Below are 20,747 nucleotides of genomic sequence, written 5' to 3'. Positions count from 1 at the left end.
TCAGGGGGTATAATCTTCGTATGGCGGGACTTTTTCCTGGTCGGGGTCATCGTGGGTCGGATGAGCGCCTGGAAACTGCCTTGGCAGATTTTTATGGAGGGTGCGGTCTTCATACGTGAATCCGCTGATATATTTTTGTCCCTCAACCCAAGGTGTATCCTTATTTTTTACGGGACGGTCGTCACCCGTGGCCTGACCATAGGACCCTTCTGGAAATTCTTCGGAAGTGAGAAACTGATTTTGGTCGACGACATTAGCAAAATCACTGTATTGATCTTCTTTTCGTTTTTTTACCATAAAGTCACCACCTTATCGGTTAATATAACCGTAAAATAGTGGGAATATGAAAACAACGGCAGGTGAGAAACATGTATTTTGTCGATCGGGAACGCTTGGCTGAGACGTTAAGCCATATGGAAAACTTGCTGGAAATGTTTGAAGCTCAAAAGAATTGGCAAACCCCAATTGAAAAATTGGCTTTGGAGCGCCTTGTTCATGTGCTCGTGGAATCCTTTTTAGATGTCGGTAACCAAATGATTGACGGCTTTATCATGCGCGACCCAGGCAGCTATGAGGACATTGTCGATATTCTCGTTGATGAAGGCGTTGTATCTAAAGAGAACGAGGAAGGGTTAAAGCGGGTCGTTCAATTAAGAAAAATTTTAGTGCGCGATTATACGCATATCCAACATGACTCGCTTTCGGCGGAACTCAAACGTTTTTATGAGGACTGGAAAGCTTTCCCCGAACAAGTCCGTACATATCTTGACAAAGAACTCGGACCCGTCTCGGCATTTAAACCAACAAAGGAATGACATCGCGTGAAAAAATATCAAGGCTATTTATTTGATTTGGATGGCACGGTTTACCGGGGGAGGGAACCGATTCCGGGGGCTGTCGCCCTTTTAAGACAGTTAAAAGCGAGCGGCATCCCTTACATGTTTGTCACAAATAATTCCACTAAGACGCCTGAGGACGTCGCTCAGACGTTAACCGCAATGGACATCCCTTGCACGGCCGAAGACGTCATTACGTCCAGCATGGCGCTGGCAGGGTATCTGCAGGAGAAACATCCGGAGGCGAAAGTCTATGTCATCGGTGAAAATGGCTTATGGACGGCTGTTCGTGAAGCAGGGTTCACCGTCACGGCGAATAAACCGGATTATGTGGCCGTCGGCATGGACCGCCAGCTGACGTATGAAAAATTAGCGGAAGCCTGCTTGGCCATTCGAGGCGGGGCGACCTTTTTGTCGACGAATCCCGATGTCGCCCTTCCGACCGAGCGGGGGCTTCTTCCCGGAAACGGGTCGATTACCGCGCTACTGCAAGTGGCAACAGGTGTGACCCCCATTTTTATCGGAAAGCCCGAGCCGATCATCATCCGCCAAGCCTTGGAGCGCTTGGGGCTTGCGGCGTCCGATGTGCTCATGGTCGGCGACAATTACCAAACGGATATCTTGGCTGGCCTTCGCGCCGGTGTGGATACATTGTTCGTTCAAACCGGCGTCACAACGGCTGAAGAACTCGCCAAGGTCGACGAGCCGCCGACTTATACGGTTGCTTCACTTGCGGAATGGCGCCTATAAATTAATTTTTTATAAAAAAGCTGGAACAAAACCCAGCAGGCTAATCAGAAAAGAGTGGTACCCAGCAACGTGTTGGTGGAAGTGCGGCTCTATCGCAATGTCAAATGGATGTGGAACCAGTTTTTGGATTTCTGAAGGACCATTTGGCCTTCACTCGTTTGTCAGTGAGTGACAAAAAAAGGATTTGCATTCATGGCGGTGAACTTGAGAATGACCACTACCGTGAAAAGTTATAAGGGAAGATAACACCTGAAAAAGGTTCCGACCATCAAAAAGCGATGATTGGAACCTTTTTTACATTATTTTGGGCTTGTTATGTTCACGGCCTCTTTATTTTTGGTGAAAACGGCTCAAACCGCCGCCTAAAAAGTTCCAATTCATTGGATTGCGTATCATTTTAAGGCCGCCTGTACACAGAAATGATATGCTTTTTCCGATTGCGTATTAAAACGCCGGGCTAGGCGCTCCAACCAAATTAAATTATGGGGCAATGATTAATTCTATTTTATTCGGATCATCGAACGCATCCCCACCATAAAAGACTTGGTCAGGAGATTAATTAAAGACTTTATCTTTAAACTGAATTGCGGATTTCTTGTCTCAAATCGCATTCCATCGGGGGCTTCTTTTTCAAGACTAATCACTAAACTTGCCGAATCTAGGATTATTTTCAACTTAACAATGTTCGTTATCGCACAGGGAAACGGGCTAAAGTTCACTTTGATCTTGACACTTATCTATAATGCTTCAAAACTGGCTTGTGATCGCATCAATCGTTTGTTAAATCAAAAAGTAGTTTAACGAACAACAGAAATCGCCAGATTCGAAACACGAATATACGGGGTGTTCTTTAGCTCCGCTTACTCAACGAGCTGAGCTAGAGTCCTGCCAGACGAACGAAATAGGCAAGACCCAGGCGTTTAAGGGTACGAGCTGGGGAATGTGGATTGTCCGCGGAAAGCGAGTGTATTTCCGCGAACATAGCTAACCGTGTAATTTTTTTAAAGAATACTGAAATTCTGCTTCTATGCTTTTTCTAATCAAAAGCAATTATGAAATTGATTCATATAAAAAATTAAATAAACGTGATTCACTTTTTTATAATAACGAGGAAAATAATATAAACAATTATGCCTACTATCATTCCATAAAACAGATAGCTAAATGTGAGTGAATATGCAAATAAAAAAGATAAAACGATAGTAACTATTCCACCTAGCAGGTAACTTAATATTACCCCATGAAAAATCTTATCGGTAAATTTGTAAATAAATAAACCCACAACAGCACTTAAAATTCCAATTAAAAACAAATAAAGAATAAAAATCAAAATAATCACCCATTTCCCTAAGGCCCAATTTTCACAAATTATATAATATTGTATTGACAATGTAAATAACTGGAGCGTCTGCGCAATTTTAAGGCTGAGGCGGCAAGAAAATGCGCAAAAACCGCATTTATGCTCAATTTTGGGCAGGGAGAGCCACGAAAATGAGCATACGCTCCATAATATGGAAAAATGGGGTCTAAATTTGTAAAAAACTGGAGCGTCTGCGCAATTTTAAGGCGGAACCGTCAAGAAAATGAGCAAAAACGGCATTTATGCTCAATTTTCAGCAGGAAGAGCCACGAAAATGAGCATACGCCCCAATATTTGGAAAACTAAAATTTTGCCGCGTACGCTGGCACACGGCATCCGATAAAAAGGAAAAAGCAACCGGCACCCCTGACAGATGATGGCATTAGCGTCAACGAGGGATGCCACGGGTCGCTTCCATAAATATGAAAAAGTCCAGCAATCTTTAAGTATTCTTCGGAAAGCCTTTCAATCGTCGATATGAGGAGTTGGCGCTTGGCTGTGTGCGAGGTGGTTCGATGTACCTGCCGCGATGCCACTTACAATAAGAACGGAAAGCCCATCAATCATCGATATGAGTTGTCGGCACTTGGCTACAGGCGAGGCGGCTCGATGCACTGGCCGTGATTACCCCGGCAATATCAACAAGATCGGAAAGCCCTTAAATCTCTATATCAGGTGTAAGCGCTTGGCTGTGGACAAGACAGCCCGATGCTCAGCAGCGATTGCCTCGAAACAATAACATCAAGATCGGGAAATCATTCAATCATCGATATGAGGCGTCGGCGCTTGGCTATGAGCGAGTCTGCTTGATGCGCTGGCCGCGATGGCCCCGACAATATCATCAAGGAACGTATGCACTTCTCCAGTCGACTTGTCATTCAGCCGTTTTAAGATGCCGGGTTTCATTTTGTCGATATAGCCGTAATTGGTGAAGCCGATGGAGCCATAGACATTGACGATCGAAAAGGCGATGATTTCATCGACGCCGTATAAACCTTCATCGCGCTTCAACATATCTTGCAGCGGCTCTTCCAACATCCCTTTTTCAGTGAGCCGGTCGATTTGAATGCCGGTTAGTATGGCATTTTGCACTTCGCGTTTGGATAAGACCGCTTCGACGTTTTTCCGGCATTCGTCCAATGTGAGCCCCGGTATGTATTCCGCCTGGAGAAAAAGTACTAACTCTGCTATATCATCAACCGTTACCCCGCGTTCCTTCAACCATTTGCGGGCTGTTTGGGCTATGATGTCTTCCATTTTTCCACCATCCTTTGCCTTATAGCGTGTGTTTGACGTAAAAGGTTTATGCGGGCTCTCATGCCCGCCCTGATTTTTTCATATTATACATCAGAATGCTTTTTCATGTGATATTAAAGGCTCAAATTTGCTGGAAACTTTCGGTATGTTACGGGGTGGGGATAATGTCTTTACGGGATCAACTTTTTGCCGCATATGGATTGGCGTTACAGGAAATTCGCTTTTACGGATGCGAATGGCTAACCGACGGAAACCAGCTTTATCTATTAAAAGACCTTTCCCAATTTCATCATCCGGACCTTGGGGAACTCCAATATTACAGTGAAGTCTTGTTTCGCCGGGGTGAATCCGTCGCTTACATTGTTCCGACAAACACGAATGAGACAACCGTCGAGATCGCGGGCAATTCGGTTGTGCTTTTGTTGCTGAATCATCCCGACCGGCCGCTTCGTGCCGATGGCAAGACACTAGCCCATTTTCATCGGGTAGGTGCTGAACTTCTCAGCGAAAGGCCGAGCCGCACTTATCTTCTTCCCGGTTGGCGCGATTTTTGGGCGAAGCGCATCGACGATTTAAGCGTGCAATGGAATGATGTGGAACAGAAAAACGTGCATAGTGATTATGAAACGTTGTTTTTAGAAGTTTTCCCTTATTTTTCGGGACGCGCGGAAAACGCCATTCAATATGTGACGGATCTTTTCATTGATGTCCCTGTAACCGATCAGCCGGTGATTGCCCATCATCGGTTCAACGAAGAGTGCTGGAGATTGGACGGCTTTTTTCAGGTGACGCCGGACCAATGGGTGATCGACCACCCAGCGCGCGATTTAGCGGAATGGATGCGTCGGGCACTTTTACAAAATCGCCCGACATCGGACATCTTTGCCTTTGTCGATCAATACGTCAGCCAGCGCGAACTTTCCGTTGCCGGACTCGGGCTCGTTTTTAGCCGGCTTTTATATCCGCTTTTGTTTATTGAAAACGCGGAAGCATTTTTTGATGGACGGGCGGACGAACAGAAGGCTCTGGCCACGCTTCATGAGCTTCTGGAACAAGCCGACCGTGAAGAACGATTCCTCGCCGCATTCGGAAAACGTTATATAAAAACATTGCCAAGAATTGACTGGCTGGCCAACACGCTGAAAACTTCGTTATAATGAAGTAAAAAACGAGAAGGTGGAAGTGTGGGCAAGCCGAAAGTGTTTATCACCCGGGAAATACCAGAACATTTACTCAAGCCTTACCATCAGGAGATGGAGATCTCGCTCTGGAATGAAGCATTGGTCCCAGTCCCGCGCGAGCGTTTGTTACAAGAAGTGGAAAAAAATGACGGGATATTAACGATGCTGTCGGATGCTGTGGATCGGCCATTAGTCACGCATGCGAAGCAATTAAAAATCGTCGCCAACCTTGCCGTCGGCTATGACAATATTGACATCGCCGCTTGCACCGAAAAGGGCATCCACGTGACAAACACCCCCGATGTCTTGACGGATACAACAGCGGATTTAGCGATGGCTTTAGTTTTGACTACCGCCCGGCGTGTTGTGGAGGCGGCTGAATTTATCAAAAAGGGCGAATGGAAAGAATGGGGCCCGTTTCTTTTAGCGGGTACAGACGTTCATCATAAAACGATCGGTATTGTCGGCATGGGCCGCATCGGAACGGCTGTGGCCAAGCGGGCGAAAGGTTTTGAGATGAACATCCTTTACCATAATCGCTCGCGGAATGTACAAGCTGAAACCGAGCTAGGTGCGAAATATGTTTCCTTTGAAACCTTGTTGCAAGAAGCGGATTTTGTGATTGATTTGTTGCCGTTAACCGAAGAGACCCGCCAAATCTTTAACGAAAAGGCGTTTCGGATGATGAAAAACGAGGCGATTTTCGTGAATGTCGGCCGGGGAAAAAGCGTGGATGAAAAAGCATTGTACCAGGCTGTCAAAACAGGGGAGATTGCCGGGTGCGGCTTGGATGTCTTTGCGGAAGAACCGATTGGCAAAGACCATCCGTTGCTTGCGCTGCCTCAAGTTGTCTGCCTCCCCCACATCGGCAGCGCGACGACCGAAACGCGCTCCGCCATGGTCAAACTCGCTTTAGAAAATTTGCATGCCGTCCTCGTTCGCGGGCAAAAGCCGCTGACTCCGGTGAACGAACTTGGGCATTAAGTAACAGGCGTCATGATTGGAATTGGCGCTGGTTGGCATGTATGGAATCGGAGCTAGGTGGCATGTATCGGAACGGCTTTGGGCGTCATGTATGGCGTCGGCGTCGTGTAGCATGTATGGGATCCGCGCGGACTGCGCCTTGCCTCACACCCGCTTCGCAGGATTCGCGGCCTAGGCCCTCGGAAACAGGTGTGTAGGTTATAAACTTTAAAAATAACAAAAGCAGCGAGAGCCATGGGTTGTTGCATCGAGTCCTATCTGCCATTTTGGGCCGAAAAATTTTTTGAAATGGCTTTTAGCTTGAATTTAATGGAAAAACAAGCCGGATATGAGGGGTGCTTTACCAATATCTGTATCCAAAAAGCCATTTTGGAATAGGAAGCGATCCAAAATGGCCTTTAGCACGGCTCTATCTGCCATTTTGAGCTGAAAAATTTTTTGAAATGGCCTTTAGCTTGAATATACTGGGAAAACAAGCCGGATTCGAGGGCTGTTTTGCCAACATCTGTATCCAAAAAGCCATTTTGGATTTGGAAGCGGACCAAAATGGCCTTTAGCGCTGTTCTACCTGCCATTTTGGGCTGAAAAATTTTTTGAAATGGCCTATAGCTTGAATATACTGGGAAAACAAGCCGGATTTAAGAGCTGTTTTGCCAATACCAGCTCCTTTTTCAAGAAAGCTTGCGACGGTTTTACACATCCAGTCTCGGAAAGCGATCGCCAAACCCATTTTGATGCGTATCCAGGCTGGGCAGATTCCGCAGACCCTATCATAAAATGAAAAAAAGCCGCCTCGATTAACCGAGCGGCTTTTGCCTTATTTTTAGAATACTTGTTCGAGTTCTTTAAATCCAGGTACTTCTTCCATCAAAGCCCGTTCAATACCGGCTTTAAGTGTAATCGTCGAGCTCGGGCAACTGCCACATGCACCCATGAGACGGACGCTTACAACGCCATCTTCGTCGACGTTCACAAGTTCGACGTCCCCGCCGTCACGGAGCAAAAAAGGGCGGAGTTTGGTGAGTACGGCTTCAACTTGTTCACGCATACAAGGTGCCCCCTTTCCGAAACTACTTTTATTATAAAAAATTTCATTGTAAAAATCTATATTTGTGCAAGGATTTCCGCGAAAATCATTTCTTATTCGTCTTTTCTATTGTAAAATGAAGGTGTGAAAGGATCAAACGAAAAATGCTAACGCGTTTTTCGTAAGTATAGATAAAGCCCAAAAGGCAAAAGCCAAGGATTATTCATCCGTACACCATAAAATATGAAGCACACTTTTCTATTGTAGATTGAAGGTCTGGGACGCTTTTTCGTAAGTATATAAAAAGTCCAAGCACAAGCCAAGGTTAAGTTATACCCTTAAATCATAAAAAAAGAAAACCTCCGGGGAGGGACTGCCATGATTATCACTGTCTATGGAGCGGAGGCGCCATGCCCAAGCTGCCTGCATTCCCCTTCATCAAGGGAAACGAAAGAATGGTTGGATGCGGCGATCCGCAGAAAGTTTCCCAACAGCAACATCCAAGTGCGGTATGTCGATGTTTATCAGTCAGAGACTGAAGAAGATAAAAAGTTTACGGAAAAAATCTTGAATGACGAATATTTTTATCCGCTTGTCGTCTCCAATGGCCAAGTCATCGGCGAGGGCGACCCGAAATTAAAAAACATTTTTTCTTTTATTGAACAACAAGGCTTTTAAAGCGCACCAGCGTTGGATTTGCGCCCCGAAAATACCCCCCCATTCAATAGACCTGACCAAAAGAGGTGAAAGGGGTGCGCGTGACGATTGAAATTTGTACGAGTAACTTTACCGAAGAAGCCGAGCAGGCGCTTGCGGCATTGCGTGATGACCCGGCATTGAATGTCATCGAATACACTTGCCTTGACCAATGTGACCTTTGTTATGAGCGCTGTTTTGCCTACGTCAATGGCGAGCTCATTTTAGGTGAGACGCCGCTTGATGTCATGGAACGGATATTCGACCACTTAAAAAAGATTCGGTAACTGAAAAACACCGCAAGAAGCGGTGTTTTTTGCCAAGGACGGGAGGGAGAGCCGATGTACGATTTGTCTTATTCATGGCCGTACGAACAGATGATGCAAGATGTCTATTTTCAGGAATGCCCGTTCTGCGGGGCATCGAGCATCCTTTTGCCATTTAAAAAAGAAGCATTCGAAGAGGCCAAGGACGGCGTGAAAACCCATATTGTTATGCCTTGTTGCCACGAACGGCTGGACATTGTAAAAATAGACGACGATTATATTTGGTCCGACAGCCCACTAAGAAAAATGGAGCGCTAAATCCAGGGGCGGTCATTGGTGAAATCCAAACTTTCTTGACGAAGGAGTTCGACTTTCATATGTATTGCGACCTCCTGTTTCATTGGTCAAAACCAAATTTTCTTGTTGAAGGAGAGCGGAGATGTCACAAATCCCTTTTGTTAAAATGCACGGATTAGGAAACTGTTATATCTACGTGGATTTAATAAGTCAAAAACTGGAACTGCCTGGTTTGCCGGACCTTGCCCGGAAAGTGTCGAATCCTTTTACCGGCATCGGCTCGGATGGCTTGATTTTAATGGTGCCATCGGACGCAGCCGATCTAAAAATGCGCATTTTTAATAAAGACGGGTCGGAGGGGAAAAATTGCGGAAACGGACTGCGCTGTGTCGCGAAATACGCCTATGAACGGGGCCTTGTTTCCAAGAAAAAATTTCACATCGAAACGCTCGGCGGCATCGTCACGGCCGAAGTGCACGTTACCGGAAACACAGTGGACCAAGTCACCGTGGACATGGGGCAGCCGCATTTGAATCGCGAGGACATCCCCATGGCTGGCGAAGGTGGGGCTCCAGTCATAAACGAACGCGTGACGATCGACGGAAAAAACTACGACTTGACTGCTGTCTCGATGGGCAATCCCCATGCGCTGTTTTTTGTGGACGATATCGAACAAGCACCGATTGCAGAGTTGGGCCCGCGGTTAGCTGATGGCGACCATCCGTTATTTCCCGAAGGCGTGAATGTCGGTTTTATTGAAATGAAAAATCCAAGCGAACTCGTCTACCGCGTCTGGGAGCGCGGATCCGGCATGACCCAAGCTTGTGGCACTGGAGCGACGGCTGCTGCGGTCGCGGCGATTTTAAATCAAAAGGCAGAGAAAGATGCAAACATCACCGTGCACCTTGATGGCGGCGATTTAGTAATTCGCTGGGATGCGCAATCCGGGCACGCGTTTATGACCGGACCCGCCGAAACCGTTTGTGAAGGAAACTTTTTTGTTTGAGGGTTAAAAAAGTCAAAAATGGTTCGATTGTCATGATCCTATTCCAGCTATAAATGCTGTGACAAAGAAAAAGTGAAAAATTCCCATAGACAGATAAATATTCAAAAAAGCTCCGACCATCAAAGTGCGATCATCGGAGCTTTTTCATTAACATGGGTGAGTTATGTACCAGTTTTTTTCTTCATTCCTTCTGAAGCGGTCAAAAGCTTGCGACCAATAGATGTTATTCGGTAGTATGACGGCAACCCAATTATTTCCTCAAGGAATAAACAAACAGCAACAGCACAAATGAAAAAATGACCGTGCAGGCGACCCAGCCCCAGGCGAGAGCGAGGTGATTGGTCTCGACGGCAATATAGATGGCGGTTGGCATGGTTTGTGTTTTTCCGGGGATATTTCCGGCAATCATCAGCGTCGCACCAAATTCCCCAATGGAGCGGGCAAAAGCGAGCAATGTCCCGGTCAGAACGGCGTGTTTAGCGAGCGGCAGATCAATATGCCAAAACAGCCGGCCACGACCTGCCCCATCGATTTTCGCTGCTTCCCGAATGTCCGGATTGACCGCTTCAAAGCCGTTTTTCACCGTTTGAAACATCAGCGGAAAAGCGACGACAAAAGAGGCGATCATCGCCGCCCAAACCGTAAAAACGATCGGCTGATGCAGAAGCCATTCAAAAAAGCGGCCCACCCAGCTGCTCCGCCCAAAGATGACCAATAATCCGAAACCAACGACGGACGGCGGAAGAACAAGCGGAAGCATCAAAAAGGTTTCCGCCGCGGTTTTCCCGATAAAACGGCGATGGCTAAAGAAATAGCCCAGTCCCGTCGCCGTTACCAAACAAAGAAGGGTCGAGACAACCGCGACAATCAGTGAGCGTATGATTGGATCAAGAAAAGCTTCAGTGGTCAACGCGTTACTCATTGGGTTTATTCCTTCACTAATGGTTCAAAACCGTATTTTTTAAACAGCTGCATGGCTGCTTTTGACTGCAGATAATGAAACAGCTTTTCGGCTTCATTTTGGTGATCGCTGTTTTTTATAATCGCGCAAGGGTAAAGAATCGGCTGGTGTGAGGCGTCCGGCAACACTTGTACGGTTTTGACTTTTGTGCTCGTTTTAGCATCGCTTAGGTAGACGAGCCCGACATCGGCATTTCCCGTCTCCACATAACTTAACACTTGGCGGACGTCTTTTCCGTAAACCATTTTCGCTTGGAGCGCTCCCCAGAGATGCAAGCTTGTCAGCGCTTCTTTGGCGTATTCACCGGCGGGAACGAGTTCCGGTGTGCCGATCGCGATGACTTTCGCCGCGGCCAAGTCATCAATGCTGTGAATCTCGTCACTATTTTTAGGAACAATGAGCACAAGCTTATTCGAAACGAGCGGCTTCACCCATTTTTTATCCACAAGCCCTTTGTCAATCAACTGATTTGTGTAATTTTCGGCGGCTGAAAAGAAAAGGTCGGCTGAGGCACCAGCTTCAATTTGTTTTTCCAGCGTCCCGGACGATGCGAAGTTGAGATGTACCAGTATGCCGGTTTCTTTCGTAAATTGGGTCGTCAAGGGGTTCAAGACGTCAGCAAGGCTTGCGGCAGCAGATACCGTTAACGCAGGGCTCTCGTGGCTGCTATCTGCTTTCGAACATCCCGTGATCAGTAAGGCGCTAAAAAGGACGGCCACAAAAATCCGGTACATACAAAAACCCCTTATGAACGTTTTGTCTGCTTGTATTATACAATAAAAAAAGCCTTACCGAACGATCGTGACAGTAGGTTCGTAATTTTGTCAGAAAAAAAACGATCAAAAATGTGGACAATTGGACATGAAGTTGGTTGACTTGTAGCAAGATCCGGATCCCATTATAATGATAAAAAAGGGAGTGAGGTGAAAAGTATGATTACCATTACGGAAGCGGCCAACAGTCGCATTAAAGAAATGATGGCGGAGCAAGAAGCGGATAACCTTGTTCTGCGCCTGGCGGTAAGAGGCGGTGGCTGCTCGGGTTTATCATACGGATTAGGCTTCGACCAAGAAATCAATGATGATGACAAACAGATCGAAACCGATGGCCTTAAGGTCGTGATTGATAAAGACAGCGCGCCGCTTTTGGAAGGCGTCACCATCGATTACAAACAAAACCTCATGGGCGGCGGGTTCATCATCGATAACCCGAACGCCATCGCCACCTGCGGCTGCGGCCAATCCTTTAAAACCGCAACCAATCCAGGCACACCGACGAAGGATTGTTAGTTTTCTTGGACGACTTTATTCGTGTGAATGCATCCATTCACTAGAAGCTCTTAAAGTTTGAAGGCGAATGTCGTTAAGGTTTATGTACAAAAAGCAGGCAAAGTTCCAAAGCTTGGCTACTAATATTGATTTGCCATTGGGACTTTAAGGATAAGGGGCTTCACTCTTATTTATTCCGCGTTACAACGCAATGGTCGCTCACTTTAATCGCGCAGGCAAATGACACGGTTTTCCGGAAAATGTCTATGTGCGGTGTCATAGAGGTGCCCGTGGCAAGACAAGAAATCCAAAAGGTTGTCTCCTTATGATTTGGCTACATTTCATTTTCCTAAGCCTTTCGAAAGCCAATCATAGAGTCAACCTTTCTTTTTTTTAGAACCCCAATTGTTTTTTTTGGTCGCATCCATTCGTGCGATAACTGAATGGACTTAAGTCAATAATTGATAGATACTATAGCATAAAGTCACGACCCAAAACGTCATGCAAACGAAATACGTGGTACGAATCGACCAGCGGGTGTTGCTGCGGAATGTCGATTTCGGCCATGTGACAAACATTTTGACGTCTATCTCTAATTGTTTTTCAATGTTGGCGGCGACTTTTTCCAAATGGGTGTAATACTCTAAGATGCGTTCTTCAATTGTCCAAAAAACATAAGTGGATAAAATCCCGATTAAAGCGTAAATAGCGAGCGGCAGATGGCTTTTATCAAAAGCCGCCTGGATGATCCAGCCTTGAATGGCAAAGTAAAATGGCAAAAGGGCAAAACGCAGGCTGCTATAATGCCGGCGGTTATTGCTGACCTCTTTGTATTTCTCTAAAATAAAGGTCTTATTCGACTCATTCGTCTCCATATTCTCCCCCCTGAGTAAAATATAGCCGTAAGCTTCTTTAACAAGCAAGCTTTTTTTCATGAAAACCAAACTTCAGTAAGGGCTTTTAGTATTAGCAAGATAACGTGACCAAGGCCGCCCCCGCCATAAGGGAAACGGTGTTCCTATTTGTTTTTACTCAAAAATTGAATTTATGTTGGGCTTTCGGCCAACAGGGGTGTGATAGATTAACCACGCCAGCTGTTCCATTTTTAGGACAGCTCATTTGCTAATTTAATATATAGTAAGGAAACTGCGAAATCTGTATACTTAAAGTGAGAGAATTATAGGGGGAATTAGATTGATAACAGGTGAAATTAAGAATAAAGTGGATAAAATATGGGAGACCTTTTGGACGGGAGGAATTACGAACCCACTTACCGTCATTGAACAATTTACCTATTTATTATTTATTAAAGGATTAGATGAAAAGGAAACAACGAAGGAAAAAGAAGCGGAAGTTCTAAGTATCCCATTTGAAGGAATCTTTCCGAAAGATAAGCAACATTTACGCTGGCATCGTTTTAAACAACTCGGGTCACCGGAAGAAATGTATCGGGTTGTTTCTGACGAGGTCTTTCCTTTTATTAAAAGCTTACATGGCAAAGATGATTCAGCATATTCCAAGTACATGAGTGATGCCATGTTTTTAATTCCAACTCCCAATATGTTAGCAAAAATTGTTGATGGAATTGATCATCTTCCATTAAAAGATCGAGATGTCCAAGGTGATTTATACGAATATCTCCTGTCAAAATTATCAACCTCTGGCACAAACGGACAATTTCGAACACCACGGCACATTATAAAAATGATGGTCGAACTGATGAAACCAACACCGGAAGATATCATTATCGACCCTGCAATGGGAACTGCCGGTTTTTTAGTAGCCGCGAGTGAATATTTGAGTGAACATCACAATGATTTATTCCTTATCCAAGGCTTAAAAGAACATTTTCATAACACCATGTTCTACGGCAATGATATGGATCGGACCATGCTTCGGATTGGTGCCATGAATATGATGCTCCATGGTGTGGATAATCCAAATATTGAATATCGAGATTCACTTTCCGAGGTTAACAAGGATAAAGAAAAATATACGTTGGTTCTGGCCAATCCTCCATTTAAAGGATCATTGGACTATGAAGCGGTATCAAATGATTTATTAAAAATCGCCAAGACTAAGAAAACGGAATTATTATTTTTATCTTTATTCATTCGTATATTGAAGCCAGGCGGACGTGCCGCTGTCATTGTTCCAGATGGGGTTTTATTTGGAAGTTCCAAAGCACATAAAACCATTCGTAAGGAGATAATTGAAAATCATAAACTTGAAGCTGTGATCTCGATGCCAAGTGGAGTGTTTAAACCTTATGCAGGAGTATCAACGGCTATCATGATTTTCACAAAAACCGGTGCAGGTGGAACAGACAATGTCTGGTTCTATGATATGAAGGCTGACGGATTCTCATTGGATGATAAACGCAACCCGATTGAAGAAAACGACATACCGGATATTATTGCCCGATTTAATAATTTAGAAGCAGAAAAACAACGGAAACGGACAGAACAATCTTTCTTTGTAACTATAGAAGAACTAAGGGAAAATGACTATGACTTGTCAATTAATAAGTATAAAGAGATTGAGTATGAAGAAGTTGAGTATGAGGAACCATTAGTGATTTTAAACAAAATAGAAATATTGGAAGGTGAAGTCATTAATGGTATTAAAGAATTAAAAGATTTAATTAGGGGTTAGACAAATGAAAAGGATAAAGATAAAGGATATATTTGAAATAAAAAAAGGGAAAAAGGTTGAACCAGTTGATGAATCTACTCCTAATAAAGTAAGGTACATTCAAATTGAAGATTTAAGAAATGACAGTGATCTAAAATATTGCCTACCTAATGATAATTATGTATATGCAAACAAAGAAAGTATTATTATTGCTTGGGACGGGGCAAATGCTGGAACGATTTCTTATGGTTTAGAAGGTGCTATAGGAAGTACATTAGCAGTTTTGGTAACAGACAAAAAAGATATATATATACCGTATATAGGTAAATATTTACAATCTAAATTTAATTATTTTCAAGCTACTTGTACTGGCGCTACAATCCCACATATATCGAGAAAAGCACTGGAGGATTTGCTAGTACCTATTCCTTCATTAGAGAAACAAAGGTACATTTCGAAAACATTAGACAAAGTAATTTCTTTAATAGACAAACGAAAAGCTCAAATCGAAGCTTTAGACCAATTAACGCAAAGTGTGTTTTTGGAGATGTTCGGGGATCCTATTAAGAACCCTAAAAATTGGAATACTACTATTTGTAAAAAAGTAACTGAAAAGATTGGTTCTGGGGCAACTCCTAAAGGTGGTAATGCAAGTTATAAGCAAAAAGGAATTAGTTTAATTAGAAGTATGAATGTTTACAATAACAATTTTAATTATACTGATTTAGCTTTTATAGATGAAGAACAAGCAGATAAACTAAAAAATGTAATTGTTTATAAAGATGACATATTACTTAATATTACTGGTGCTTCAGTTGCAAGAAGTTGTATTGTTCCTAACGATGTTTTACCAGCAAGAGTCAATCAGCATGTATCTATCATCAGAGTAATCAAACAAATAATTAATCCTATTTTTCTAAGTTATATGTTTACAAATGAAATTTATCAAAATTATTTATTAAGATTATCTACAAGTGGTGGGGCAACTAGAGAAGCAATAACTAAAAAACAAATTGAAAATTTACCTATTATTACACCTCCAATAGATTTACAAGAAAAATTTGCAAACATAGTGAAACAAATTGAACAACAAAAATCTTTCATACAGAAAAGTATTGGAGAAATTGAAATTCTTTTTAACTCATTAATGCAAAAATCATTCAAAGGTGAATTATTCACAGAAGAAAGGTTTCAAACATTTAATCAAAGGAGGTGGCTACGTGTCAAACTTCAGCTTTCTCAAAGATAAAAAACAGTATCAAAGTTTTGCCAATGCTTGCTTTGAAGCGGAAAAAGGTTTAGTGGTTAGCCCAGCTGTCAGCGCCATTCAGTCTCGTCGGGCGCTGGAGCTTGCGGTAAAGTGGGTTTATAGTTATGACAGTGCGCTGAAAGTTCCTTATCAAGATAATCTTTCTAGTTTGATTCATGATCGGAATTTTTTAGGGATTATTGATGAAGAATTATTGCCGATGATGAAATATGTAGTAAAACTTGGCAACCATGCCGTTCATACAAATGCTCATATAACTCGGGATCAAGCGGTATTGTCCCTCCATCACCTGTTCCAATTTATTGCATGGATTGATTATTGTTATTCTGATGAATTTACGGCTGGGGCATTTGATGAATCCTTACTTCCGGTTGGAGAAGAAAAGAAAGTACGTCCAAAAGAATTACAAGATTTATATGAACAATTAAGTGCAAAAGACCGGAAACTTGAAGAAATTATTAAAGAAAATGAACATCTTCGGAAAAAGGTAACAGAAAAACGGGTACACAATACAAAAGAAAATCATTTCCACGTTGATGAATTAAATGAATTTGAAACAAGACTTAAATATATTGATTTAGATTTGGAACTCGCCGGTTGGGAATTTAATAAAGATATCATTCGAGAATACCCAGTTGTTGGTATGCCGAACAAGGAAGGCAAAGGTTTTGTTGATTACGTTTTATTAGGAGATAATGGCAAACCTCTTGCTGTAATTGAAGCTAAAAGAACATCAAAAGATCCCAAAATCGGTCGCCAACAAGCTAAACTGTATGCTGATTGTATTGAAAAAATGTCAGGCACTCGTCCTGTCATATTCTATACGAACGGTTTTGAAACATACATTTGGCATGATCCATATCCACCTCGAAAAGTTTCTGGCTTCTACAATAAGGAAGAACTAAGCTTGTTAATGGAACGCAAGACGATGAAACGACCGTTAACAGATATCGAAATTAATGATGAGATCAGTAATCGATATTATCAAAAAGAAGCTATTTTAGCGGTTTGTGACGCTTTAAGTCGTGGTCAAAGACGAGCTCTTCTCGTTATGGCAACAGGTAGTGGGAAAACAAGAACAGCAATTTCGATTGTAGATGTTTTGACCCGACATAATTGGGTGAAAAATATTCTCTTTTTGGCAGACCGAAGAATATTGGTCAAACAAGCATATCAGAACTTTAACAAATTATTACCTGGTATAACTCTATGTAATCTTTTAAAAAACAAGGAAAATCCAGAGGATAGCCGGATGGTCTTCTCAACTTATCCAACGATGATGAATGCAATTGATGAGGCCAAAAGAAAAGACGGGAAAAAACTATTTACAATCGGTCATTTTGATCTCATCATTATTGATGAATCGCATCGCAGTATTTATAAAAAATACGGTAGTATCTTTGAATATTTTGATGGGATTTTATTAGGACTGACGGCAACGCCAAAGGATGAAGTGGATAAAAATACGTATTCGATATTCAATCTTGAAACAGGGGTTCCAACATACGCATACGAACTTGACCAAGCTGTAAAAGACCACTATCTTGTAGATTATCGAACAATCGAAACGAAGACTAAGTTTTTAGAAGAAGGTATTCATTACGATGAGTTATCAGAAGAAGATAAAGAAAAATTTGAAGAAACCTTTGACGGAGATGATTTCATCGAAGACATTGATAGCTCTGCTTTAAATGAATGGTTATTTAACGACAATACCATTGATATGGTTTTACGTGACTTGATGGAAAAAGGCATTCATGTAGAAGGCGGCGACAAGCTGGGGAAAACGATAATCTTTGCGAAAAACCATCGCCATGCAGAGCGAATTGTTGAAAGATTTGATGCACTATATCCTGAATATAAAGGGGATTTTGCGAGAGTCATCGATTATAGCGTTAACTACAATCAGTCATTAATTGATGATTTTTCAGAAGGGAAAAAGCTTCCGAATATTGCTGTTACTGTGGATATGCTCGATACAGGGGTAGATATACCAGAAGTTGTCAATCTTGTATTCTTTAAAAAGGTCCGTTCAAAATCTAAGTTTTGGCAAATGATTGGACGTGGAACACGGCTTTGTCCGGACTTATTTGGTATAGGACAGGACAAGACGCACTTCCTAATCTTTGATTATTGCGGAAACTTTGAGTTTTTCCGGGAAAATCCAAAGGGAATGGATGCAAAAGTCGGTAAAAGTCTAACAGAGAAGCTGTTCAATAGCAAAGTGGATATTATCCGAGAATTACAAGGCATCGATTATCAAACGGAAGAATATATCGGTCATCGTAATGAATTAATTAAAGAAGTTACAAGAGATATTCTCGCTCTTAACAGTGAAAACTTCCGTGTCAGACAGCATCTTCAATATATTGAGAAATTTAAAAGCAAGGACAATTGGGTGTCTTTATCAGTTCTTGATACGAATGAAATTAAAGAACATATCTCACCAATCATTTTCCCGGTTCAAGATGATGAATTTGCCAAACGGTTTGATTTACTTATGTATACCATCGAACTGGCAAAATTACAATCCAATAATGCGACCAAACCCATTCGCAGTGTGATTCAAACGGCTGAATCTTTATCGAAGCTAGGTACGATTCCTCAAGTTATGGAACAAAAACATATTATAGATAAGGTACTGACAGAAGAATTTTGGGAAAGTGCAGATATCTTCGAGCTGGACGAAGTGCGAGAGGCGTTAAGGGACTTAATCAAGTTTATTGAAAAAGAAGCACAACCAATTTATTACACAAACTTCCAAGATGAAGTGATCGAAGTAAAAGAAAACGGTCCAATGTTCCATGTGAATGATCTTCAAAGTTACCGGAAAAAGGTTGAACATTACCTCATCCAACATAAAGATCAAATTGCTATTTACAAGCTGAACCATAATAAACCACTAACAGCCCAAGACGTAAAAACTCTTGAAGACATTCTCTGGAAGGAACTCGGGACAAGGGAAGATTACGAAAAAGACTATGGCGACACACCAATTACCAAGCTCGTTCGCCAAATAGTCGGCTTGGACCCGCAAGCTGCCAATGAAGCATTCTCCGAGTTTCTTTCGGAAGAACGTTTAAACTTAAAGCAAATTCGTTTTGTCAAACATATAGTGGATTACGTTATAAAAAATGGGACACTTGATAAGAAGGTTTTACAGCAAGAACCGTTCAGATCAGTCGGAAGCATTGTCGAACTGTTTAAAGATAACATGGATGATGCAAAAAAAATCATTGATATCATCGATGAGATTAATCGAAACGCTGAAGATATCGTAGGGGCGTAGAACAGCTTGGAAAGGCACCTTTGATAGTTATTAAGGTGCCTTTTCAAATGGCCACAAAAGTGAGGTTGTTGTATTGGTTAGAATGAATATAGATATAGAGGAACAATTGATCAAATATGGTTATATTTCCGAACATATACCATCTTGTTTTAATACAGAGTTACTTTATAAACATTATCAATCATTAAAAGCATCAACCAAGTTAACTCATAGTGAACCCTTATCATTAACTATTTCAAAAAATGATGGTTTTAGAAGGACAATTAAAATACCTAATCCTGAACAACAGATAAAATTATTTGATTATATAATTAGTAATGTCGAGGAGATAAAAGATATTTTAGAAAATAATAAACATACTCTATCAAATCCTTTTAAGAATAGATTTTTAAATTATGATGAGTTTGATTTTTTTGATATACCAAATTTTAAAGAAAAGCACAATCTAGGTTCTGATTATATACAAAATATGGTGAAAAAAGTAAAAGATTCAATGGGTTATAAATATGTTTACAAATTAGATCTAGCTAATTTCTATGATAATATTTATACACATACTTTAGAATGGGCAATTATTGGTAAAGAGGCAGCTAAAGAAAATTTTGCAAAAAAAACTTTTAAAAATAATTTAGGCGAGAAATTAGACCGTCTAGTTAGAAATACAAATAATAAGGAAACCGCTGGTATACCAACTGGTCCTTTTTCTTCAAGAATATTGTCTGAGTTATTACTTAATAGAATTGATCATGAAATAGAGAAATTGATGGATGATGTGGATTTTAAATTTTTGCATTATGTTGATGACTATGAATTTTATTTTAGAAATGAAGCAGATTTTAATATTATAAGAAATAAGTTAAGACAAGTATTTGAGAAATATCGTTTAAAAATTAATGAAAGTAAAACACAGTTTATGGTATACCCATATCATCATAATACAGATTTAAAATTTGAATTTAAAACTCAAATAGATAAATTCAGAAACAGTAAAAAAATCCAAGATGCAATGTTAATATTTTTTAAAGCCGATGAACTATATGAAATAGGTGAAAAAGGGGCTTATAAATATTTGTATAAGCAATTAAAGGATGAAGATTTTTCATCAGCATGGAAAGAAATAGAATCATTTTTTATTGGACATTTATTGGTAAAACCTTCTTTAGCTCCATATATAATTAAATTGATTATTAATCATAAAAATTTGATCACTGATGAATTTATTAATGAATTAAAAATCAACATAAAAACTAGTGTTGAAAATGGATTAGACAATGAAGCTGAGTGGTTATTCTGGATATTAACCAAATTAAATGTCAAGTTTAATGTTAAAGAAATGGTTTATCTTTTAGAAAAAACACATGATGATTTACTTCGAATTATGTTAATCGATTATATTCATAAATGGAATAAAATTAAATCTAAAAAAATAAGGTTAGCTTTAGATAATTTAATAAATACATTATCAAATTATAATCTGAGGAGTGAACATTGGTTAATTATATATGAATGGGTCTATCATAAATGGCATAATTATAATAGATTAGAAAATAAAATTAATGAAATAGACTTTTTTAAAGCTTTAAAAAAAAGAAATGTAAGTTTTTATAATCCTTACTATAAAAATAACTAATTTCAATCGGTAGAATAGTTATACATGTATATTTT

Annotated in this window: 19 protein-coding genes and 2 pseudogenes; 15 read left to right on the top strand and 6 right to left on the bottom strand. The window is 41.1% G+C overall.

The genetic code is table 11. The features are described 5' to 3' along the window. Positions 1–297, bottom strand: coding sequence for a hypothetical protein (locus H532_RS0116205; protein WP_027726333.1), 297 nt, complete (start codon positions 295–297; stop codon positions 1–3). A gap of 71 nt (positions 298–368) precedes the next feature. Between H532_RS0116205 and H532_RS0116200 the strand changes: the two genes are divergently transcribed. The 4 genes and pseudogenes from H532_RS0116200 to H532_RS21145 form a co-directional block, all read left to right on the top strand. Continuing rightward, positions 369–815: a DUF86 domain-containing protein gene (locus tag H532_RS0116200; RefSeq protein ID WP_027726332.1), complete on the top strand. Its 447-nt coding sequence runs from the start codon at positions 369–371 to the stop codon at positions 813–815. Positions 816–821: 6 nt separating this feature from the next. After that, a complete protein-coding gene (locus H532_RS0116195) occupies positions 822–1,586 on the top strand; it encodes a TIGR01457 family HAD-type hydrolase (RefSeq protein WP_027726331.1) in 765 nt (254 codons plus the stop codon). A 451-nt stretch (positions 1,587–2,037) separates the two neighbouring features. Further along, a pseudogene (locus tag H532_RS20885) lies at positions 2,038–2,247 on the top strand (transposase); the annotation flags it as partial. Position 2,248: 1 nt separating this feature from the next. After that, positions 2,249–2,387, top strand: a pseudogene (locus H532_RS21145) (IS5/IS1182 family transposase); the annotation flags it as partial. Positions 2,388–3,705: 1,318 nt separating this feature from the next. Here the strand turns inward: H532_RS21145 and H532_RS0116185 are convergent. After that, the gene (locus tag H532_RS0116185) at positions 3,706–4,203 is read right to left on the bottom strand and encodes a phosphatidylglycerophosphatase A family protein (protein WP_027726329.1); all 498 of its coding nucleotides are present in this window, start codon (positions 4,201–4,203) and stop codon (positions 3,706–3,708) included. A gap of 164 nt (positions 4,204–4,367) precedes the next feature. Between H532_RS0116185 and H532_RS0116180 the strand changes: the two genes are divergently transcribed. Together H532_RS0116180 and H532_RS0116175 are read left to right on the top strand one after the other, a co-directional pair. Next, positions 4,368–5,360: a protein kinase family protein gene (locus H532_RS0116180; RefSeq protein WP_027726328.1), complete on the top strand. Its 993-nt coding sequence runs from the start codon at positions 4,368–4,370 to the stop codon at positions 5,358–5,360. 27 nt (positions 5,361–5,387) lie between these two features. After that, the gene (locus H532_RS0116175) at positions 5,388–6,368 is read left to right on the top strand and encodes a 2-hydroxyacid dehydrogenase (RefSeq protein ID WP_027726327.1); all 981 of its coding nucleotides are present in this window, start codon (positions 5,388–5,390) and stop codon (positions 6,366–6,368) included. Between the two features lie 823 nt (positions 6,369–7,191). Here the strand turns inward: H532_RS0116175 and H532_RS0116155 are convergent. Then, positions 7,192–7,416, bottom strand: coding sequence for a NifU family protein (locus H532_RS0116155; protein ID WP_027726326.1), 225 nt, complete (start codon positions 7,414–7,416; stop codon positions 7,192–7,194). A gap of 357 nt (positions 7,417–7,773) precedes the next feature. On the opposite strand from H532_RS0116155, the gene H532_RS0116150 reads away from it, so the two are divergent. From H532_RS0116150 to dapF, 4 genes are all read left to right on the top strand, one after another. Next, complete coding sequence (locus H532_RS0116150; protein WP_027726325.1) at positions 7,774–8,073, top strand: DUF1462 family protein; 300 nt, start codon at positions 7,774–7,776, stop codon at positions 8,071–8,073. Positions 8,074–8,147: 74 nt separating this feature from the next. After that, entirely contained in the window at positions 8,148–8,378 is a 231-nt protein-coding gene (locus H532_RS0116145; protein WP_038112775.1) for a DUF1450 domain-containing protein, read from the top strand. A gap of 54 nt (positions 8,379–8,432) precedes the next feature. Beyond that, positions 8,433–8,675, top strand: coding sequence for a hypothetical protein (locus H532_RS0116140; protein WP_027726323.1), 243 nt, complete (start codon positions 8,433–8,435; stop codon positions 8,673–8,675). Between the two features lie 121 nt (positions 8,676–8,796). Further along, entirely contained in the window at positions 8,797–9,660 is an 864-nt protein-coding gene (gene dapF, locus H532_RS0116135; protein WP_027726322.1) for a diaminopimelate epimerase, read from the top strand. A gap of 250 nt (positions 9,661–9,910) precedes the next feature. Here dapF and modB read toward each other — a convergent pair whose 3' ends face one another. Together modB and modA are read right to left on the bottom strand one after the other, a co-directional pair. Continuing rightward, on the bottom strand, positions 9,911–10,582 hold the full coding sequence (gene modB / locus H532_RS0116130) for a molybdate ABC transporter permease subunit (protein WP_038112773.1): 672 nt from the start codon (positions 10,580–10,582) through the stop codon (positions 9,911–9,913). Between the two features lie 5 nt (positions 10,583–10,587). Continuing rightward, positions 10,588–11,355, bottom strand: coding sequence for a molybdate ABC transporter substrate-binding protein (gene modA / locus H532_RS0116125; protein WP_038112771.1), 768 nt, complete (start codon positions 11,353–11,355; stop codon positions 10,588–10,590). Positions 11,356–11,544: 189 nt separating this feature from the next. Here modA and erpA point away from each other — a divergent pair, with 189 nt between their 5' ends. After that, on the top strand, positions 11,545–11,910 hold the full coding sequence (gene erpA / locus H532_RS0116120) for an iron-sulfur cluster insertion protein ErpA (protein WP_281169053.1): 366 nt from the start codon (positions 11,545–11,547) through the stop codon (positions 11,908–11,910). Positions 11,911–12,338: 428 nt separating this feature from the next. Here the strand turns inward: erpA and H532_RS0116115 are convergent, their stop codons facing one another. Further along, on the bottom strand, positions 12,339–12,824 hold the full coding sequence (locus H532_RS0116115) for a hypothetical protein (RefSeq protein ID WP_027726318.1): 486 nt from the start codon (positions 12,822–12,824) through the stop codon (positions 12,339–12,341). Between the two features lie 259 nt (positions 12,825–13,083). Here H532_RS0116115 and H532_RS0116110 point away from each other — a divergent pair, with 259 nt between their 5' ends. The 4 genes from H532_RS0116110 (at position 13,084) to H532_RS0116095 (ending at position 20,712) form a co-directional block, all read left to right on the top strand. Next, positions 13,084–14,544 carry a type I restriction-modification system subunit M gene (locus H532_RS0116110; protein ID WP_027726317.1) on the top strand — a complete coding sequence of 487 codons (1,461 nt, stop codon included), beginning with the start codon at positions 13,084–13,086 and terminating at the stop codon, positions 14,542–14,544. Between the two features lie 4 nt (positions 14,545–14,548). Continuing rightward, on the top strand, positions 14,549–15,772 hold the full coding sequence (locus H532_RS20120; protein WP_081412512.1) for a restriction endonuclease subunit S: 1,224 nt from the start codon (positions 14,549–14,551) through the stop codon (positions 15,770–15,772). Further along, positions 15,744–19,082 (top strand): DEAD/DEAH box helicase family protein, encoded by a 3,339-nt coding sequence (locus H532_RS0116100; protein ID WP_027726316.1) that lies wholly within the window; start codon positions 15,744–15,746, stop codon positions 19,080–19,082. The genes H532_RS20120 and H532_RS0116100 overlap by 29 nt, the downstream gene beginning before the upstream one ends. Positions 19,083–19,164: 82 nt before the next feature. Next, on the top strand, positions 19,165–20,712 hold the full coding sequence (locus H532_RS0116095) for an RNA-directed DNA polymerase (protein ID WP_081412511.1): 1,548 nt from the start codon (positions 19,165–19,167) through the stop codon (positions 20,710–20,712). Positions 20,713–20,747 lie beyond the last annotated feature (35 nt).

It is taken from the genome of Tuberibacillus calidus DSM 17572 (assembly GCF_000430685.1).
Classification (GTDB): domain Bacteria; phylum Bacillota; class Bacilli; order Bacillales; family Sporolactobacillaceae; genus Tuberibacillus; species Tuberibacillus calidus.
Note: the sequence above shows the minus strand (reverse complement) of the source record. Positions and strands in the feature narration are given on the sequence as shown.